Raw genomic sequence first — 19026 nt, forward strand, 5'->3', positions numbered from 1 at the left:
CGATATCGAAGGCTAGAACTATATGAGTACTATTTTTATCTTTACAAATAGATTAAGACCAAAATGCGAATGAAACACCAACTACGAATAATAGCAATATGCTTTTTTATGTTGCTTTGTAATGCATGTGCTACGTATGAGCTTCAATATAAAACGACTACATCATCGGTTTTTCCTAATAAAGAATTAAAACATTCGTTTTATTTATTAGGAGATGGAGGATATTCGGAATTAGGACAAGTGGCTGAAGGGGTTCAAGCATTTCAAAATGCGCTTAATAATGCTCCTGAACATAGTACAGCCATTTTTTTAGGTGATAATATTTATCCTAAGGGGCTGTCTTCAGAGGATGCAGAACTATCTGAACACAGACTTCAAGTGCAAATTGATGCAACTAAAAATTTTAAAGGAGAAACGATATTTATTCCTGGAAATCACGATTGGTATAGCGGATTAGATGCACTAAAAGATCAAGAAAAATTTGTAGAAAAAGAACTAGGAAAAAACACATTTTTACCAGAAAATGGTTGTCCGATTGAACGCATTAATATTTCTGATGACATTGTGCTAATTATTGTAGATTCTCATTGGTATGTTACAGATTGGGATAAGCATCCTAAAATAAATGATAAGTGTGAATTTAAAACGAGATCGCGTTTTATTGACGAATTTGAAGGCGAAATTAAAAAGGCTAGAGGAAAGACTACAATTGTAGCCATTCATCATCCTATGTTTACGAATGGACCTCATGGTGGTCAGTTTAGTTTTGGCTCACATTTAACACCAATACCTGTATTGGGAACCATAAAAAATATTGCTCGAAAAACAGGTGGAGTTTCAAATGCCGATTTAAATAATAAACGCTATTTAGAGTTAAAAAAACTATTGGTTACCATAGCTCAAGAAAATGATAAAGCTCTTTTTGTATCTGGTCATGAACATAGTTTGCAATACATCATAGAACATAATTTGCCACAAATTGTAAGTGGTTCTGGTTCAAAAACTACTGCAACTAGAAATGTAGGTGGAGGATTGTTTTCTTATAGTCAACAAGGTTATGCAAGATTAGATGTGTTTAAAGACGGATCATCTTATGTGCGTTTTTATGCTGTTGGAAAGGAAGAACCTGTTTTTGAAACTCAAGTGTTTAATGCTAATGAAAGTGAGGCTGATAATTATACAAATGAGATGCCTAAAATGGTAAAAGCTTCTATTTATTCTAAAGAGGAAACCAACAAAAGCAAAGGCTATCAAAAAGCTTGGGGAAAACGTTATCGAAAGTACTTTAGTACAGAAGTTGAATTGCCAACCGTTAATTTAGATACGCTTTATGGTGGCTTAACTCCTGTGAGAAAAGGTGGTGGACATCAATCTAAATCGTTGCGAATGCGTGACGCTCAAGGTCGTGAATATGTCATGCGAGCTTTAAGAAAAAATGCCATACAGTATTTACAATCTGTGCTTTTTAGAGAACAATATATCGCTCCAGAATTAGTTGGGACAAAAACCGAAGCTTTATTGTCTGATGGATTTACAGGATCTCATCCTTATGCACCTTTTACCATTGCCGAAATGTCTAAAGCAGTTGGTGTGTTTTATACTGAACCTAAATTATTTTATGTGCCTAAACAAAAAGCTATTGGAAAGTTTAACGATGAGTTTGGTGATGAAATTTATATGATTGAAGAACGCGCTGCAGATGGTCATGGTGATAAAGTAGGTTTTGGCTATTCTAATACCTTGGTTAGTACTTACGACATGCTTGAAGCACTTAGAAAAAATGAAGATCATAGGGTTGATGAAGCAGCATACATAAGAGCCAGATTGTTTGATATGGTTATTGGCGATTGGGATAGACATCACGATCAATGGCGTTGGGCTGTTTTTAAAGAGGAAGGTAAAACCATTTATAGACCTGTTCCAAGAGATAGAGACCAAGCCTTTTCAATTATGGACGATGGTTATATTATGAAAACTGCCACATTTTTTGTGCCTTCAACACGATTGTTACGTTCTTTTGAAAGTGAATTAAAAGATCCTAAATGGTTTAATGTTGAGCCATTTCCATTAGATGTTGCATTACTTACTAAATCCAGTAAAGTAGATTGGAATGCTCAAGTAACTAATATTCAGAATAACTTAACTGAAGCTGTGATCGATCGTGCTTTTCTGAATTTTCCAGAAGAGGTTAGAGATGAAACCATTCAGATTATTAAAGAAAAATTAATTCAACGCAGAGAGAATCTTAAAACAATTTCAGACGACTATTTTAAGATTGTAAATAAATATGCTACTGTAAGAGGAACAGATAAAGACGATTGGTTTGAAATTGAACGCATGGCTGATGGTGTTGTTTCTATAAAAGTGTATCGCATAAAAAAAGGAAAAAAAAGGGATTTGTTTCACGAGCGTTTATATCATCCTGAAGAAAACAAAGAAATTTGGGTGTTTGGTTTAGATGACGACGATTATTTTGAAGTTAAAGGCAATGGGAAAGCAAAAATAAAATTGCGAATAGTTGGTGGTCAAAATAAAGATAGATACAATATAGTTAACGGAAAACAAGTACATATTTACGATTATAAATCGAAAGCAAGCGAATTTATTACCACTAAAGGACATCATCATCTTAAAGATAATTATTACACCAATCTTTACGATTACAAAAAAATAAAATACAATTCGAAAATGATTTTGCCTGCATTTGGTTTTAATCCAGACGATGGATTTAAGTTAGGTGTTGGAGGAACATTTATTAGAAATGGTTTTGATAATGAAACGTTTTCTTCAAAGCATAGCATAAACGCTCAAATGTTTTTTGCGACAAGTGGTTTTGATATTAATTATAATGGTGAGTTTGCCGAATTATTTAACGATGTCAATCTTGGCGTAAAAGCTAGATTTGCTAGTCCAAATTTTGCAGTTAACTTTTTTGGCTTCGGAAATTCTACACCAAATTTAAGCACAGATAATCCTAATGGTAAAGAAGAAGATCTTAATTTTAATAGAGTACGACAATCTACATATGCTGTTGGAACGTCTTTAATTAAACGAGGCGAATATGGAAGCAAATGGTCATTTGGACTTAATTTTGAATCTATTGAAATTGAAAATACCAACGGAAGATTTATAAATACCTTATACGCTTCAAATGTAAATCCTGATAGAGATCATTTCTTCAATACAGAAGTATCATATCAATTTACTAATGTTGATAAAAAAGGGTTTCCAACTCTAGGATTCGATTTTAATGTGATTCTAGGATATACAAATAACCTTACAAACTCAAACGATTATAGCTATGTCATTCCAACCTTAGGAGTTGTGCATAAATTAATTCCGAGTGGACAGTTGGTTTTAGCATCGAGAGTAAAAGGTCAATTAAATTTTGGTAATGAATTTGAATTTTATCAAGCAGCTACTTTAGGTGCAAATAATGGTTTGAGAGGTTATAGAAATGAACGCTTTTCTGGAAAACGCTCGTTTTTTCATAGCACAGATTTGAGGTATAACTTAAAACGCGTTAAAACTTCGATAATTCCATTAGAATATGGCGTTTTTGGTGGTTTCGATTATGGTCGTGTTTGGGTTAACGATAAGTATGTTGCGAATTCAGATTATAACGATGAGGCTTTAAACACATCTGTTGGAGGAGGATTGTTTGTGAATATGGTTGATATGCTCTCACTAAATGCTGGAATATTTACTTCAGAAGATAGTATGCGATTTAGCTTTGGTTTCGGATTTCAATTTTAGTTAGTTCTATGGCTTTAAATTGAAACTGTACATATATCCACCATCATGTTTTGTGCGTTCATCTGAGATAAATATTTGATTGTCATTTATAAACGTTACACCTTCTTTTTGAGATTTATGCTCAAACTTCAAGGCTTTTATGTTTCCGCTAAAAAAATCATCATTTAAGTATCCAGTTAATTCCCATAGTTTGTCGTGATTTAATAGTACAACAGTTTTTCCGTCGTCACTAATATCTGCCGAAGTTACTTTATGATGCTTGCCTTTTAATTTAACATTAGAAACATAAGTTGCTTCATGATGTCCAACAGTATTTGGTACCTTTATAAGGTGACATGTTTTAGTACTTTTACTAAACACATAAAAGAAATTCTTATATAAAAAGAAGGATTCAAAATCTACTGAATTCATGCCTTTTGGAAGCGTAAAATGAATTAAATCTGCATCTGTTGAAGTTTTAACATTTTCAACATTAGCTACTTTATAAATGGTGAATGTTGTTCTCTTTTTATTGTTGTTTCCAAAATCACCTATATACATATTTCCTTCAGAATCTGAAGTCAAATCTTCCCAATCGATGTTTTCGGCATTTTTAATAGTAATGTCTTTTACAATTTTTCCCTTAGCGTTTAATCCATATAAATGATTGCTGTTTCCAGCATCTTCTATAACCCAAACCATGTTTGAACCATTAATGATTTCAATAGCAGATATTTCTTTTAAACTGGTTGGAAGCTCTGCAACAACATCTAAATGTCCAGTTTTACAAGAGATTAAAAAAAAGCCTATTAGTAAAAGTTTGATGTACAATTTCATATAAATAAATATAAAATTTTAAACCCGTTTTGCATTTTTGATAAAATTCGTCATTTCGAGTGAATTTTACGATTGAAATTAGTAAAATTTGTATCGAGAAAAAGAATTGATCTTAAAAAATAATTCTCGATACGATTTTTCGTCCCTCAAAATCACTCGAACAGACGTTTGGTGTTAAATTGAATTCAAAATGCACAACGGGTAATTTTAAATATTAAACTAATGATAAAGTTTGATTTTTGGGTTTATTAGAGCAAGCATTTTTTTAGCTTTGAAAAAATAAGTAATATCAAATGAATTCAACTCAAGAGTTATTAAATTTAATTCATCTCAACCAAATCGACGACTATAATTTTGAAGGGTTTAGCAAAACTGTAGGAAGTCCGAATGTATTTGGTGGCCAAGTATTGGCTCAAGCCATAAATGCAGCAACGCGAACCATTACAAATGGAAGAATTTTACATTCATTACATTCGTATTTTTTAGAACCAGGACATTTAGAGTTGCCAATTGTTTACAATGTGAGCATTGTTAGAGATGGTGGAAGTTTTTCTGTTCGACGTGTTACTGCTGCACAAAATGGAAAAACAATATTTATTTTATCGGCTTCTTTTCAAAGAGAAGAAACAGGTTACGAGCATCAAATCGATATGAAATCTAACATCAAATTCCCTGAAGACTTATTGAGTTGGACAGATTTGTTGGAAACCTATCGTGAGGTGCTTCCGAGTAGAGTAAGAGGCTTTTTTGAAATTGAGCGTCCAATAGAATTTAAACCTGTTCAAATTGCAAATCCGTTAGAAAAAAAGGATTTGCCACCTTTTACAGACGTTTGGGTAAAACTTAAAGGCGATGTTTCAAGTTTAAGCAGAGGTGAAAAACAACAAATTTTAACCTATATTTCAGATTATAATATTCTTACTTCTGCAATCAACAGACATGCAAGTAAAGCCAATTGGAATAACACGCAAACCGCAAGTTTAGACCATTCGATGTGGTTTTTTAGAGATTTTGATTATAGCGATTGGTTGCTGTATTCTATAGAATCTCCGAACACGTCTAACGCTAGAGGTTTTGCTAAAGGCAACTTGTTTACTAGAGATGGTGTGTTGATTGCATCTGTAGCTCAAGAAGGATTAATGCGACCAAAATAATGTCTAATTCACTATTAAAAATAGGTCATCGAGGCGCAAAAGCTCATGTTGCTGAAAATACGATAGCTTCAATAAATAAAGCCTTAAATATTGGTGTTGATGCTATTGAGATCGATGTGCATAAATGTGCCTCTGGTGAATTGGTAGTCTTTCATGATTTTACTTTAGATCGAATGACTAATGGTTCTGGTGAAGTCGCAAAGCATAGCTTAGAGCAACTTAAACAACTCAGGGTTTTAGGTGAATTTGAAATTCCTACTTTAGAAGAGGTTCTTGATGCTATTGATAGAAAGTGTGTGCTTAACATTGAACTCAAAGGAAAGGATACAGCTTCAGTTGCTTGTGAGATTATTTCAGAGTATATCGAAACAAGACGATGGCAATTAGCTGATTTTTTGATATCGAGTTTTCAGCTGGAAGAATTAAAAACAGTGTTTAATTTAAATTCTAAATTACGACTAGGTGTTTTAACAAAAGCTAGCGTTTCTGAAGCTATTAAAAATGCAAACATTATTAATGCTTATGCCATTCATCCTAATGTAGCTTTGCTTACCAAAGATAATGTGAAATTAGCTCAAGATAAAGGTTATAAGGTCATTACTTGGACTGTTAATGATGAAGTAACGATACAACGTGTGAAAACTTATGGTGTAAACGGAATTATTTCTGATAATCCTGAATTATTATGAATATGAAAACTTACGATGTCATTATTGTTGGAGGAGGAGCTGCAGGTTTTTTTGCTGCAATTAATATTGCCGAACAAAATCCTAGTTTAAAAGTAGCTATTCTCGAACGTGGCAAAGAAGGACTTCAAAAAGTAAAGATTTCTGGAGGTGGACGATGTAATGTCACTCATGCCGAATTTATACCTTCGGAATTGATTCGGAATTACCCAAGAGGTGAAAAAGAATTGTTAGGACCATTCCATCAATTTATGACAGGTGATACCATTGAATGGTTTGAACAACGAGGTGTTGCTCTAAAAATTGAAGATGACGGTCGACTATTTCCAGTATCAAATTCATCTCAAACCATCATTGATTGTTTTTTAAACGAAGCCAAAACGCATAATGTTGAAGTGTTGTATAATCATTCAGTAAAGCATATAAATATGTTACCTCAAGCGCAGTCGAGAGGTCTTAATTTTCAAATTGAAACCAATCAAGGTGAATTTGCTTCAGAAAAACTCTTGCTAGCTACAGGAAGCAATCCTAAAATTTGGACGTTGTTAGAGCAATTAGGTCATACCATTTCGCAACCTGTTCCTTCCTTATTTACTTTCGACATTAAAGATGAACGTATCAAAGATATTCCTGGTGTGGTTGCTAAAGATGTTGAGGTTAAAGTGGTCGATTCAGATTTGTTTAGCGAAGGACCTTTGCTAATTACTCATGTTGGCATGAGTGCGCCTGCTATTTTAAAGTTGTCAGCTTTTGGAGCTTTAGAATTAGCAAAACGCAATTATAATTTTGAAATTGAAATCAACTTTATTAGGCAAAATTTTGAGGATTGTTTAGAGCATTTAAAAACACTCAAACAAGAGTTAGCAAAGAAAACAGTATTTAAATCCACTCAGTTTGACTTGCCAAAACGTTTGTGGCATAAATTAGTTTTAGCTTCAAACATGACTAACGAAACCCGTTGGGCAGATTTAAACAAAATGCAACTAGAGCATTTATCTACCCAACTAACCAAAGCAAAATTTAAAGTCACAGGTAAAAGCACCTTTAAGGAAGAATTTGTAACAGCAGGAGGAGTTAACCTCAAAGAAGTTAATTTTAAAACCTTTGAAAGTAAATTGCATAAAAATCTGTTTTTTGCTGGCGAAATTTTAAATGTTGATGCCATTACTGGAGGTTTTAATTTTCAAAATGCGTGGACAGGTGCTTATATTGCTGCTAAATATATTACGAAAGAATTTTAAGGAAGTTTAAACATGAAAACGCACATCGTACTTTTAAGAGGAATCAATGTTGGCGGACATAAAAAAGTGCCAATGGCTGACCTCAGAGAATTACTTTCAAATTCTGGATTTAGTGAAGTTCAAACCTACATTCAAAGTGGAAATGTGATTTTAAAATCATCACTCACAAATAAAGATGATATTGAGCTAACAATTCAGAAATCTATCCAAAATCATTTCGGATTTGAAGTTCCTGTAATTGCTAAAACGAGGTTAGAATTATTAAGAATATTTGAAGATTGTCCGTTTATGGATACTAAAAAAGAACAAAGCTATTTTGTGATTTTAAGTGGCATTCCTAAACAAGAATTAATTGTTAAAGCTTCAGAAAAGACATTTGAAAATGAAGAATTTAAAATTATCAATGATGGTTTGTACTTTCATTCTTCAGCAGGTTACGGGAAATCAAAATTCAATATGAATTGGTTTGAAAAAACATTAAATGTAAAAGCGACCACTAGAAATTATAAAACGATGGTTAAGCTTTTAGCAATGTCTGAAGATTCATAAAATTACAGTAGATATTTCTTATTTTTGCAAAAGAATTTAGTTTATGTTAGAACAAGAATTTATTCCTAAATCTTATCCAAAAACTATAGATAAAGGAAACGTTGCTTGGTCATCACCAAGTAATATTGCATTAGTGAAATATTGGGGAAAAAAGGAAAGCCAAATTCCTGAAAATCCATCTATTAGTTTTACGTTGAATCATTGTAAAACAATAACTTCAGTAAGTTATTCTAAGAAAGATGATGCTACTGAATTTTCATTTGACGTGTTTTTAGATGGTGAAAAAAAAGACAGTTTTAAACCCAAAATTGAAACCTTCTTTAAACGCATTGAAGCATATCTTCCATTTTTAAAAGATTACCATTTTAAAATTGAAACCAAAAACACTTTTCCGCATAGCTCTGGAATTGCATCTTCAGCTTCAGGAATGAGTGCTTTAGCTTTGTGTTTGATGAGTATTGAAAGCGAATTAGTTGTTGTCACCTCGAGCGCAGTCGAGAGGTCTTTCTTCTACAGAAAAGCATCTTTTCTCGCAAGACTAGGCTCAGGAAGCGCTTGCCGAAGTCTAGAAGGTGACCTAATTGTTTGGGGAACACATGATAAGATTGAAGGAAGTTCAGATTTGTTTGGTGTAAAGTATCCTTATGCTGTACATCAAAATTTCAAAAATTATCAAGACACGATTTTATTGGTAGATAAAGGCGAAAAACAAGTGAGTAGTACTGTTGGTCATAACTTAATGCATGGTCATCCTTATGCAGAACGTCGATTTAAGCAAGCGCATGAAAACTTATCTGCATTAAAGCCAATATTTGAATCGGGTAATTTGGAAGAGTTTATAAAACTTGTAGAAAGTGAAGCTTTAACCCTTCATGCTATGATGATGACGAGCATGCCTTATTTTATATTAATGAAACCAAATACCTTAGAAATTATTAATAAAATTTGGGATTTTAGGAAGCAAACAAATTCAAAAGTTTGTTTTACGCTTGATGCTGGAGCCAATGTTCATGTGTTATATCCTGAAAATGAAAAACAAGCTGTGCTACAATTCATTAAAAATGAATTGGTTGACTTTTGTCAAAACGGACATTATATTTGCGATCAAATTGGTTTTGGTGCAACAAAAATTGACAATTAGTAATTGATAATTGAAAATGAAAAAAGAGAATGTCATTAAGACTAAAAGTTTCCAGTTTGCAATTAAAATTGTTGAGTTGTATAAAATTTTAACAGTTTCAAAGCGTGAATTTGTGATGTCAAAACAGTTATTGAAATCAGGAACATCAATTGGCGCAAATGTAAGAGAATCAGAGCATGCAGAAAGCAAAGCCGATTTTATTCACAAACTTTCTATTGCACTTAAAGAAGCTAATGAAACTGAATATTGGTTAGATTTGTTAAAACAAACCGAGTATTTAGAAAATTCTGATTATCTTGCTCTTAAGAATGATATTAAAGAACTATTAAAAATATTAATTAGCATCATTAAAAGTTCAAAAAATAATAATTGTTAATTTTGCATTATCAATTGCCAATTGACTTATGAAAGGACCACTTTTTTATTCAAAAATTTTGCTCTTTGGAGAATATGGAATCATCAAAGATTCTAAAGGGTTATCTATTCCTTATAACTTTTATAAAGGCGCGTTAAAAACAGATGAAAATCCGTCTCAAGATGCTTTAAAGTCTAACGAAAGTTTAAAAGGATTTGTATCTTATTTGAAAGCTATTGATGCCGATTTAGTGACTTTCGATATTGAAACATTAGCAACCGATGTTGAATCAGGTATGTATTTTGATTCATCAATTCCTCAAGGTTATGGTGTAGGAAGTAGTGGAGCTTTAGTGGCTGCTATTTATGATAAATATGCTCAGGATAAAATTACTGTTTTAGAAAATTTAACTCGAGAAAAGTTATTAAAACTGAAAGCTATTTTTTCTGAAATGGAATCGTTTTTCCATGGAAGATCTTCAGGATTAGATCCCTTAAATAGTTATTTAAGTATTCCAATTTTAATCAATTCAAAAGATAATATTGAAGCTACAGGCATTCCAGCTCAGCAGTCTGAAGGTAAAGGTGCTGTATTTTTATTAGATTCTGGTATTATTGGAGAAACAGCTCCTATGGTTCGTATTTTTATGGAAAATATGAAGCAAGAAGGCTTTAGAAGCATGCTAAAAAATCAGTTTATCAAACATACTGATGCTTGTGTTGAAGACTTCTTAAATGGAGATGTAAAATCATTATTTCAAAATACTAAACAGTTGTCTAAAGTGGTATTGAGCCATTTTAAACCTATGATACCAAAGCAGTTTCACGAGCTTTGGAAAAAAGGCATTGAAACTAATGAGTACTATTTAAAGTTATGTGGCTCTGGAGGAGGAGGTTATATTTTAGGTTTTACCGAAGATATTGATAGAGCTAAACAATCACTTAAAGATTATAAATTAGAAGTGGTTTACAATTTCTAAACTACATTTTGTCACTCTGAGTATAGTCGAAGAGTCTTCTTTATTCATAAATATATGTTGACTAGAAAGCAAAAACACATTTTACTGAAATTCTTCAGTATGTTTTCTGTGGTTCGTGGTTATAACATTCTAATAATTGTTATTGCTCAATATTTGGCATCCATTTATATTCTGGCACATGACAAATCTTTAAAAGAAGTTCTCCTAGACATCAACCTTTTAATGTTGGTTTTGGCATCTGCTGCTACAATTGCAGCAGGTTATATTATCAATAATTTTTACGACTCAGAAAAAGACTTGATTAATCGTCCTAATAAATCAAAATTAGACCGATTGGTAAGTCAGAATACAAAACTTTCTTTTTATTTCGTATTAAATTTTTCCGCTGTAATTATGGCAAGTTACGTGTCGTTTAATGCAGTATTATTTTTCTCGGCTTATATTTTTGGCATTTGGTTTTACTCACATAAACTGAAGAAACTCCCATTTGTAGGGAACTTAACTTCTGCAATTCTTACAATTACACCATTCTTTGCTATTTTTCTGTATTACAAAAACTTTGAAACAGTCATCTTTGTTCATGCTATTTTCTTGTTCTTAATTATATCAATGCGAGAACTCACAAAAGATCTAGAAAATATGAAAGGCGATCTTTTATTAGGTTATAAAACCATTCCAGTAGTTTATGGAGAAAAAGCTTCAAAATTAATGCTTACCATATTAATATTGCTTACAAGTATTCCTGTGTATTTGCTTTTAAATCGGTACGATGTTGGTCATATGTACCTTTTTTTCTACCTCTCTGTAATATTACTACTCATTTTTTTGTTATTGCTCTGGAAATCTAACACTAAAACACATTATCTAATTCTGCATAATATTTTAAAATTCATCATTTTAGCAGGTGTGTTTTGTATCGTTCTCATTAATGTAAATGTTGTTTTAAATCAAATCTAATGAATCACATCCTTAAAGTTGCATTGGCACAAATTTCTCCAGTTTGGTTGAATAAATCTAAAACACTAAAAAAAGTAGAACAGTCTATCGTTGAGGCTTCAAAAGAGAAAGCAGAACTTATTGTTTTTGGCGAGGGACTTATTCCTGGTTATCCATTTTGGTTAGCATTAACAGGAGGAGCTGAATGGAATACAGATGTAAATAAAACCCTTCATGCACATTATGTAAAGAATTCTATTACTATTGAAAAAGGTGATTTAGATGTGATTTGTGATTTAGCAAAACAACATGATATTGCTGTGTATTTAGGAATTATAGAACGACCTTTAGATCGTGGAGGTCATAGTATATATGCATCTTTAGTGTATATTGATAATAAAGGAACAATTCAATCAGTACATAGAAAATTACAGCCAACTTATGACGAACGATTAACTTGGTCTCCAGGTGATGGAAATGGTTTAAAAGTTCATGCGCTTAAAGATTTTACACTTGGTGGATTAAATTGTTGGGAAAATTGGATGCCTTTACCACGAGCTGCATTATATGGTCTTGGTGAAAATGTGCATATAGCTGTCTGGCCAGGAAGTGACCATAATACAAAAGATATTACGAGATTTATAGCCAGAGAATCACGTTCGTATGTGATTTCGGTTTCGAGTTTAATGACTAAGGATGACTTTCCAAAGGAAACACCTTATGTTAATCAAATTTTAGATAAATCACCAGATGTTCTTGCTAATGGAGGAAGTTGTGTTGCTAGTCCAGATGGCGAATGGTTAGTAGAACCAGTTTTACACAAAGAAGGTATTATTTATACCAGTTTAGATTTTAATCGTGTGCTTGAAGAACGACAAAATTTTGATCCTGTTGGTCATTACTCAAGACCAGATGTTACAAAGCTCTCTGTAAATCGTGAACGTCAATCTACTACAGAATATTTCGATTCGTAATAACTAATATACTACCTTTGCGCAAAATTAGTAACCATGAGCAGAAATCAAGGCAGAAGCGGAAAAGGAAAACCAAGTAAACCTACCAATAAAAAATCGAGTAGAGGACGTGACAATGCTAAGAGCAAAAGTTACTCTAGAGGTAATGCTCCTATAAAAAAGAAACAGCCAGCTTCTAAGTCATCAAATCCTGATGAGATGCGTTTGAACAAATACATTTCAAATTCAGGAATTTGTTCAAGACGTGATGCAGATATGCATATTTCTATTGGAAGTGTTACTGTAAACGGAAAAGTTGTAACAGAAATGGGTTACAAAGTAAAGCTAGATGATGAAGTGAAATTTGATGGAGCACGTATCAATCCTGAAAAGAAAACCTATGTCTTATTAAATAAACCTAAAGGGTTTGCAACAACTACAAGTGAAAGTAAAGGTAAAACCGTTATGGATTTGGTTGCTAATGCTACTAATGCTCGTATAAAACCAATTGGTCGTTTAGGTCGTAACTCAACGGGTTTGTTATTATTTACAAATGACGATGTTATAGTGAAAAAATTCACCAATTCTAAAAATGGTGTTGAACGTTTGTTTGAAATTGAATTGGATAAGAATTTAAAATACGACGATTTAAAAAAGATTGAACAAGGCATAAAAATACAAGGAAAATTAGTCACTGTTGAAGAAGTTAGTTACATTGAAGATGCTCCAAAATCTAAAATCGGACTAAAAATTAAGAATACAGGAAATACCATTTTACATACAATTTTTGACCATTTAAAATATGATATTGTACGAGTAGATTGTGTAGCTATTGGTCATTTGACTAAAAAAGATTTGCCACGTGGTCACTGGAAGCACTTGTCGATGCAAGAACTTAACACATTGAAGATGTTATAGTTTTTAACCCGTTGAACAATGCGATTAAATTCGTCAATTCGAGTGGATTTTACGATTAAAAATGAGTGAAATTTGTACTTTGACAGTATTATATTGAGCTTGTCGAAATGCTCAGCAACTACTCAAAATTACTCGAACAAACGTTTTAAGGAATTATGGATTCATAATGCACAACGGAATTATTTTACTCTTACTGTATAAGTAGAAATTAAATCGTCTCCAAAGTAAAGATGTACATCATAAAATCCTTTTAAGGTAAATTGCTGATTTATAATTAGCGTTTGGTGTTCAATTTGAACCGAAGTTGGTTGTACCTTTTTTGTTTGATTTCCATTATCGATTAAAAATTTAATATCATCAATATGAACTAATTTTTGAAGCTTGTATTCAAAAGTTAAAGTTTCGTTTTTCTGAATTAAATGGTGCATTTGTTTTGGTTGATCATGACGCTTTAAATAGTTGTAAGCCTTTCCGTAAAGAATTGGGTTTTCTAAAAACGCATCAAAAGAAGGAGCATCTTTTATGAGTGACCATTTTTTTTCTAACGGAAAATGATTCACAGCAAAGAGTTTTGGATGAGTTAGAAAATAACCATCGTTATATTCAAACGAAAACGCATTAGTGCTAGGATTTGGAACACCACTTGCCCAGGTAGGATCACATAAATACCATTTATTGTTTAATTTTACTGCATTCCACGAATGATTTGGTAAATCTAATGTTTCAATAGGTATGGTACTTGTTCTCCCAAATCCATGAATAATTTTACAATCTAAATTAGCTAATTTTGACAGTTCTTGTACGATGTATGCATAACCTGTACAAATCGTTTTTTTTCTTTTAAGGAGCTTTATGAAAATTTCTTTTTTAAATCGATTGTTCCAAGCTTCTAACTTTAGACTATCATTTTTAAACTTTTTTCTTTTTCTGTTATTCTTAAAATATAAGGTATAATCATTAGCTATATTAAGACAAACCCATTTGTAAATTGCTCTAAATTGTTCGATGTCTGTAGACAGGTTTGAAGTAAGCTTATAAGCTAATTGAGGTAAATTTTCAAGACTTTCTTTTTTGCAAGCAACAGCAATGCTATCGGCTTTTTTAAAATCTATATGTCTAAAATCAGATATTTGAGCATGAGATTGGTATGCAATTAAGAACAGCAATAAGTATCTCATATTTCTTAAATAAAAATCATTAAAGCTTATTTAGAGCGTTTAGATTTGTATGGTGTATTAGAGTTTGGTGCTCCCATAATTTCAACAAGGTCAGATGACATCATCAAATTGATAAACGTAGTTTGCGCATTAATTTTTATTTCTTGTTTTTCATATCCTAAAAAACTAAAGACCAAAACATCACCAGAACTTAGTGTTTTAGGAAATGTAAAAGCTCCATTTTTATCTGTGATTGTTCCAACACGATCTCCTTTAAGTACAATGTTAACACCAGGCAAAACACCTTTGTCGTCACTAACAATGCCTTTTACAGTTAGTTGTTCGTTTACCACAGTTTTTGAAGTGTTGTTTTGAGCATGTATCGTGTTAGAAAAAAGTCCGCCTACCATAATAATAGCAATCAAACCAATATTTTTTACGATTGTTTTCATTTTAAATGTTTTCATAATTCTAAGATTTTGTTTTCATCAAATCTAAAAACTCTTTTTGAGGAGTAAAAGTACTATTGAGTAACACAAATAAAAACATGTGTAAACAGGCAGTTTCAATGAGTTAAATATAAAATTAAAGATTATCTCATAAATACACTCAAAATAATAGTTAAAAATAAATTTCAAAAAAAATCAAAAAAGTTTTGTGTGTCAAAAAATAAATTACATTTGCATTGCTTTTTGAAAATATAATTTCACAGAGCATAGCATTTAGCTGAACAAATTGAAACGTGTTTTTACGTTCGGGTTTTTGAACATTAGGAAGTCATATTCAAAAGCTGCTTATAGATTAAGTAACCGAATTTTAGAGCTAACTTCCGCTTACTACATTTTTATGAGCCAACATTTATTTGGCTTTATTCCGACCACTCAACCTCAAATGCAGGTTTGAAGTATTGTGTTTTATTAGGTTTTTAATATCGAATTTTTACAAGCTTTGATATTTGTTTTTGTTGGCTTAACCACCTGTTAACCTTCACCAATTACATTTAACTTTTTAAACATAATAATGAATACAAAATATATTGATTTGGTTAATCAAACATTTGATTTTCCACAACCTGAGTTTAAACTTAAAAATAAAACTTTAGAGTTTCATGATGTCAACCTTATGCAATTGGTTGAACAATATGGAGCACCATTGAAGTTTACATATTTACCGCAAATTTCTAATAACATCAATCGTGCAAAGCATTGGTTTGCAAATGCCATAGAAAAGCACAATTACAAAGGCAAATACAATTATTGTTATTGTACGAAGAGCGCTCACTTTAAACATGTTTTAGATGAAGCATTAAAGAACGATATTCATATTGAAACATCATCAGCCTTTGATATCGATATTGTTGAAGCTTTAAAAGCTGATGGAAAAATTACAAATGAAACGTTCGTAATTAGTAACGGATTTAAACGTGCGCAATATGTTACTAATATAGCTAGATTAATTAATGATGGACATAAAAATGCAATTCCAATTATTGATAATTACGAGGAAATAGAGTTGTTGTCAGCAGAAATTAATAGAAAGTTTAATGTTGGAATTCGGATTGCGTCTGAAGAAGAACCAAAATTTGAATTCTATACCTCAAGATTAGGAATAGGTTATAAAAATATTGTTCCGTTTTACAAAAATCAAATCCAAAACAATGAAAAAGTAGCCCTAAAAATGCTTCACTTTTTTATCAATACAGGAATTCGTGATAACGCTTATTACTGGAACGAACTTACTAAATGTTTAAAAGTTTATACCAGTTTAAAAAAGATTTGTCCTTCATTAGACAGTTTGAATATTGGAGGCGGATTTCCAATTAAAAACTCATTAGCATTCGATTTTGATTATGCTTATATGGTAGATGAAATTGTAAATCAGATAAAATTGGTTTGTGAGGAAGAAGGTGTTGATGTGCCAAATATATTTACAGAATTTGGCAGTTTTACAGTTGGCGAAAGTGGAGGAGCTATCTATGAAATATTATACCAAAAGCAACAAAACGATCGTGAAAAATGGAATATGATTAACTCTTCTTTCATTACAACGCTTCCTGATACTTGGGCAATTAATAAACGTTTTATTATGCTTCCAATTAATAGATGGTATGACAGTTATGAACGCGTGCTTCTAGGTGGTTTAACTTGTGATAGCGATGATTATTACAACAGTGAGCAACACATGAATGCTATTTACCTTCCAAAGTATAATAAAGAAAAGCCATTGTATATAGGGTTTTTCAATACAGGAGCATATCAAGAAACTATTGGTGGATTTGGAGGTTTGCAGCATTGTTTGATTCCTTCACCAAAACATGTTTTAATTGATAAGGATGCTAATGGAAATATCACCACAAAACTATTTAGTGAACAACAAAAAAGTGAAGACTTACTTCATATTTTAGGTTACTCTAAAACGATTCAAGATTTAAATAATAAAACAGAACAGTTAGAAGTATCCTTACAATAATTAACACAATGAATAAAAAAACTTACGCAGGAATAGAAGACCAATATTCTAAATTAGACAATGCAAAAATTGTGCTAATTCCAGTGCCTTATGATGGTACAAGTACTTGGCAAAAAGGAGCAGACAAAGGGCCTAAAGCGTTTTTAGAAGCTTCTGAAAATATGGAACTGTATGATATTGAAACACAAACTGAAGTGTATAAACAAGGTGTGTTTTTAGCAGATGCTGTAACCGAAAACACTTCACCAGAAGCTATGGTAGAAGCAGTTCATCAGGCTGTGAAAGGCTATATTAAAAAGAACAAGTTTGTTACTACTTTTGGAGGAGAACATTCCATTTCAATAGGAACGATAAGAGCCTTCAATGAATGTTTCGATAACATTACTGTACTACAATTAGATGCTCATGCCGATTTACGTAAATCGTACCAAGGTAGTAAATGTAATCACGCATGTGCTTTGTACGAAGCTAGTCAGACGACTAACTTAATTCAAGTTGGTATTCGTAGTATGGATGTTATTGAAACGACTGTTATGGATGAGGAGAAAACATATTTTGCTCACGAAATGACCGAAGATGATAGTTGGGTAGATTCGGTTATAGATCAAATGACAGAGAATGTTTATATTACCATAGATTTAGATGTGTTTGATCCCTCTATTTGCCCTTCAACAGGAACTCCAGAACCTGGAGGATTGTTATGGTACGAAACGCTAGACTTTTTACGTCAGGTGTTTGAAGAAAAAAATGTGATTGGTTTTGATATTGTAGAGTTATGCCCAAATCCAAATGAGAAAGCATCCGACTTTCTAGCTGCAAAACTGTATTACAAATTATTAAGCTACAAATTTTTAGACGAAGATGCTGAGGATGATTACGAAAGTAATTTTAACGAAACAACTTCTGGAATTAATAAATTTTCTAAATTTAATGACAATGACGACAACTAAAGGACACATATCACAGTTTATTGAAAAGTATTATTTGCATTTTAATGCCGCAGCATTAGTTGATGCTGCAAAAGGATATGAAGATCAGTTACATTCTGGAGCTAAGATGTTAGTGTCTTTAGCAGGTGCTATGAGTACTGCAGAATTAGGAAAGATTTTTGCTGAAATGATTCGTCAAGATAAAGTTCATATTGTATCTTGTACAGGAGCAAACCTTGAAGAAGATATTATGAATCTTGTCGCACATTCACACTATAAACGTGTTCCAGATTATCGTGATTTGACAGCTCAAGATGAATGGGATTTGTTAGAAAAAGGTTTGAATCGTGTAACTGATACTTGTATTCCAGAAGAGGAAGCTTTCCGAAGAATACAAAAGCATATTGTAAAGATTTGGAAAGATGCTGAAGCTAATAATGAACGTTATTTGCCACATGAATTTATGTACAAATTGCTGCTGTCTGGAGTATTAGAAGAACACTATGAAATTGATTTAAAAGATTCGTGGATGTATGCTGCAGCAGAAAAAAATCTACCAATCGTTTGTCCTGGATGGGAAGATAGTACGATGGGAAACATCTTTGCTAGCTATGTTTTAAAAGGAGAGCTTAAAGCTAGTACTATGAAATCTGGAATTGAATACATGACCTTTTTGGCCGATTGGTATACAGATAATTCTGAAAACGGAATTGGTTTCTTTCAAATTGGAGGAGGCATTGCTGGAGATTTTCCTATTTGTGTGGTGCCAATGTTATATCAAGATATGGAACGTACAGAAACACCTTTTTGGAGCTATTTTTGCCAAATAAGTGATTCAACAACAAGTTATGGTTCGTATTCTGGAGCTGTACCAAATGAAAAAATTACTTGGGGAAAATTAGATATTAATACACCAAAATTTATAATTGAAAGTGATGCGACAATTGTTGCGCCTCTCATTTTTGCTTACCTATTAGATATGTAATT

17 protein-coding genes are annotated in these 19026 nt (G+C 32.2%); 14 read left to right on the plus strand and 3 right to left on the minus strand.

Going from position 1 to position 19026, the window contains the following annotated elements; all coding sequences use genetic code 11:
* Nucleotides 1-69: 69 nt before the first annotated feature.
* Nucleotides 70-3756, plus strand: a complete 3687-nt coding sequence (locus tag ACP15M_RS08580; protein ID WP_425076781.1) for a metallophosphoesterase — start codon at nucleotides 70-72, stop codon at nucleotides 3754-3756.
* Nucleotides 3757-3762: 6 nt separating this feature from the next.
* Here the strand turns inward: ACP15M_RS08580 and ACP15M_RS08585 are convergent, their stop codons facing one another.
* Nucleotides 3763-4572, minus strand: coding sequence for a hypothetical protein (locus tag ACP15M_RS08585; protein WP_425076782.1), 810 nt, complete (start codon nucleotides 4570-4572; stop codon nucleotides 3763-3765).
* Between the two features lie 293 nt (nucleotides 4573-4865).
* Here ACP15M_RS08585 and ACP15M_RS08590 point away from each other — a divergent pair, with 293 nt between their 5' ends.
* Genes ACP15M_RS08590 through ACP15M_RS08635 form a run of 10 tightly spaced genes read left to right on the plus strand, consistent with a single transcriptional unit; the run spans nucleotide 4866 to nucleotide 13484 of the window.
* The gene (locus ACP15M_RS08590) at nucleotides 4866-5726 is read left to right on the plus strand and encodes an acyl-CoA thioesterase (protein ID WP_425076783.1); all 861 of its coding nucleotides are present in this window, start codon (nucleotides 4866-4868) and stop codon (nucleotides 5724-5726) included.
* The gene (locus ACP15M_RS08595; protein WP_425076784.1) at nucleotides 5726-6415 is read left to right on the plus strand and encodes a glycerophosphodiester phosphodiesterase; all 690 of its coding nucleotides are present in this window, start codon (nucleotides 5726-5728) and stop codon (nucleotides 6413-6415) included. Before ACP15M_RS08590 ends, ACP15M_RS08595 begins: the two co-directional genes overlap by 1 nt.
* 2 nt (nucleotides 6416-6417) lie before the next feature.
* Nucleotides 6418-7653, plus strand: coding sequence for an NAD(P)/FAD-dependent oxidoreductase (locus ACP15M_RS08600; RefSeq protein WP_425076785.1), 1236 nt, complete (start codon nucleotides 6418-6420; stop codon nucleotides 7651-7653).
* Nucleotides 7654-7665: 12 nt separating this feature from the next.
* Nucleotides 7666-8202 carry a DUF1697 domain-containing protein gene (locus tag ACP15M_RS08605; RefSeq protein ID WP_425076786.1) on the plus strand — a complete coding sequence of 179 codons (537 nt, stop codon included), beginning with the start codon at nucleotides 7666-7668 and terminating at the stop codon, nucleotides 8200-8202.
* 43 nt (nucleotides 8203-8245) lie between these two features.
* Entirely contained in the window at nucleotides 8246-9343 is a 1098-nt protein-coding gene (locus ACP15M_RS08610; RefSeq protein ID WP_425076787.1) for a diphosphomevalonate/mevalonate 3,5-bisphosphate decarboxylase family protein, read from the plus strand.
* Between the two features lie 16 nt (nucleotides 9344-9359).
* On the plus strand, nucleotides 9360-9719 hold the full coding sequence (locus tag ACP15M_RS08615) for a four helix bundle protein (protein WP_425076788.1): 360 nt from the start codon (nucleotides 9360-9362) through the stop codon (nucleotides 9717-9719).
* Nucleotides 9720-9747: 28 nt separating this feature from the next.
* Nucleotides 9748-10677, plus strand: coding sequence for a mevalonate kinase family protein (locus tag ACP15M_RS08620; protein WP_425076789.1), 930 nt, complete (start codon nucleotides 9748-9750; stop codon nucleotides 10675-10677).
* 54 nt (nucleotides 10678-10731) lie between these two features.
* Nucleotides 10732-11634: a geranylgeranylglycerol-phosphate geranylgeranyltransferase gene (locus ACP15M_RS08625; protein WP_425076790.1), complete on the plus strand. Its 903-nt coding sequence runs from the start codon at nucleotides 10732-10734 to the stop codon at nucleotides 11632-11634.
* The gene (locus ACP15M_RS08630) at nucleotides 11634-12587 is read left to right on the plus strand and encodes a carbon-nitrogen hydrolase family protein (RefSeq protein WP_425076791.1); all 954 of its coding nucleotides are present in this window, start codon (nucleotides 11634-11636) and stop codon (nucleotides 12585-12587) included. The genes ACP15M_RS08625 and ACP15M_RS08630 overlap by 1 nt, the downstream gene beginning before the upstream one ends.
* A gap of 36 nt (nucleotides 12588-12623) precedes the next feature.
* A complete protein-coding gene (locus ACP15M_RS08635; protein WP_425076792.1) occupies nucleotides 12624-13484 on the plus strand; it encodes a pseudouridine synthase in 861 nt (286 codons plus the stop codon).
* A gap of 179 nt (nucleotides 13485-13663) precedes the next feature.
* Here the strand turns inward: ACP15M_RS08635 and ACP15M_RS08640 are convergent, their stop codons facing one another.
* Both ACP15M_RS08640 and ACP15M_RS08645 read right to left on the minus strand, forming a co-directional pair.
* Nucleotides 13664-14662 (minus strand): transglutaminase domain-containing protein, encoded by a 999-nt coding sequence (locus ACP15M_RS08640; RefSeq protein ID WP_425076793.1) that lies wholly within the window; start codon nucleotides 14660-14662, stop codon nucleotides 13664-13666.
* A 26-nt stretch (nucleotides 14663-14688) separates the two neighbouring features.
* Nucleotides 14689-15108: a carboxypeptidase-like regulatory domain-containing protein gene (locus ACP15M_RS08645; RefSeq protein WP_425076794.1), complete on the minus strand. Its 420-nt coding sequence runs from the start codon at nucleotides 15106-15108 to the stop codon at nucleotides 14689-14691.
* A 553-nt stretch (nucleotides 15109-15661) separates the two neighbouring features.
* On the opposite strand from ACP15M_RS08645, the gene ACP15M_RS08650 reads away from it, so the two are divergent.
* From ACP15M_RS08650 to ACP15M_RS08660, 3 genes are read left to right on the plus strand one after another with little or no spacing between them, the layout of a single operon-like run.
* Nucleotides 15662-17110: an arginine decarboxylase gene (locus ACP15M_RS08650; RefSeq protein WP_425076795.1), complete on the plus strand. Its 1449-nt coding sequence runs from the start codon at nucleotides 15662-15664 to the stop codon at nucleotides 17108-17110.
* 8 nt (nucleotides 17111-17118) lie between these two features.
* Nucleotides 17119-18060 (plus strand): agmatinase, encoded by a 942-nt coding sequence (gene speB, locus ACP15M_RS08655; RefSeq protein WP_425076796.1) that lies wholly within the window; start codon nucleotides 17119-17121, stop codon nucleotides 18058-18060.
* Nucleotides 18047-19024, plus strand: coding sequence for a deoxyhypusine synthase family protein (locus ACP15M_RS08660; protein WP_425076797.1), 978 nt, complete (start codon nucleotides 18047-18049; stop codon nucleotides 19022-19024). The genes speB and ACP15M_RS08660 overlap by 14 nt, the downstream gene beginning before the upstream one ends.
* Nucleotides 19025-19026 lie beyond the last annotated feature (2 nt).

Origin of the sequence: Psychroserpens sp. S379A (genome assembly GCF_049800755.1) — a bacterium.
Taxonomy (GTDB): domain Bacteria; phylum Bacteroidota; class Bacteroidia; order Flavobacteriales; family Flavobacteriaceae; genus Psychroserpens.

Bases quoted from the DNA above. Each gene is read 5' to 3' on its own strand.
- ACP15M_RS08580 (WP_425076781.1), top strand. From the start codon at position 70: ATGAAACACCAACTACGAATAATAGCAATATGCTTTTTTATGTTGCTT.
- ACP15M_RS08585 (WP_425076782.1), bottom strand. From the start codon at position 4,572: ATGAAATTGTACATCAAACTTTTACTAATAGGCTTTTTTTTAATCTCT.
- ACP15M_RS08590 (WP_425076783.1), top strand. From the start codon at position 4,866: ATGAATTCAACTCAAGAGTTATTAAATTTAATTCATCTCAACCAAATC.
- ACP15M_RS08595 (WP_425076784.1), top strand. From the start codon at position 5,726: ATGTCTAATTCACTATTAAAAATAGGTCATCGAGGCGCAAAAGCTCAT.
- ACP15M_RS08600 (WP_425076785.1), top strand. From the start codon at position 6,418: ATGAAAACTTACGATGTCATTATTGTTGGAGGAGGAGCTGCAGGTTTT.
- ACP15M_RS08605 (WP_425076786.1), top strand. From the start codon at position 7,666: ATGAAAACGCACATCGTACTTTTAAGAGGAATCAATGTTGGCGGACAT.
- ACP15M_RS08610 (WP_425076787.1), top strand. From the start codon at position 8,246: ATGTTAGAACAAGAATTTATTCCTAAATCTTATCCAAAAACTATAGAT.
- ACP15M_RS08615 (WP_425076788.1), top strand. From the start codon at position 9,360: ATGAAAAAAGAGAATGTCATTAAGACTAAAAGTTTCCAGTTTGCAATT.
- ACP15M_RS08620 (WP_425076789.1), top strand. From the start codon at position 9,748: ATGAAAGGACCACTTTTTTATTCAAAAATTTTGCTCTTTGGAGAATAT.
- ACP15M_RS08625 (WP_425076790.1), top strand. From the start codon at position 10,732: ATGTTGACTAGAAAGCAAAAACACATTTTACTGAAATTCTTCAGTATG.
- ACP15M_RS08630 (WP_425076791.1), top strand. From the start codon at position 11,634: ATGAATCACATCCTTAAAGTTGCATTGGCACAAATTTCTCCAGTTTGG.
- ACP15M_RS08635 (WP_425076792.1), top strand. From the start codon at position 12,624: ATGAGCAGAAATCAAGGCAGAAGCGGAAAAGGAAAACCAAGTAAACCT.
- ACP15M_RS08640 (WP_425076793.1), bottom strand. From the start codon at position 14,662: ATGAGATACTTATTGCTGTTCTTAATTGCATACCAATCTCATGCTCAA.
- ACP15M_RS08645 (WP_425076794.1), bottom strand. From the start codon at position 15,108: ATGAAAACATTTAAAATGAAAACAATCGTAAAAAATATTGGTTTGATT.
- ACP15M_RS08650 (WP_425076795.1), top strand. From the start codon at position 15,662: ATGAATACAAAATATATTGATTTGGTTAATCAAACATTTGATTTTCCA.
- speB (WP_425076796.1), top strand. From the start codon at position 17,119: ATGAATAAAAAAACTTACGCAGGAATAGAAGACCAATATTCTAAATTA.
- ACP15M_RS08660 (WP_425076797.1), top strand. From the start codon at position 18,047: ATGACGACAACTAAAGGACACATATCACAGTTTATTGAAAAGTATTAT.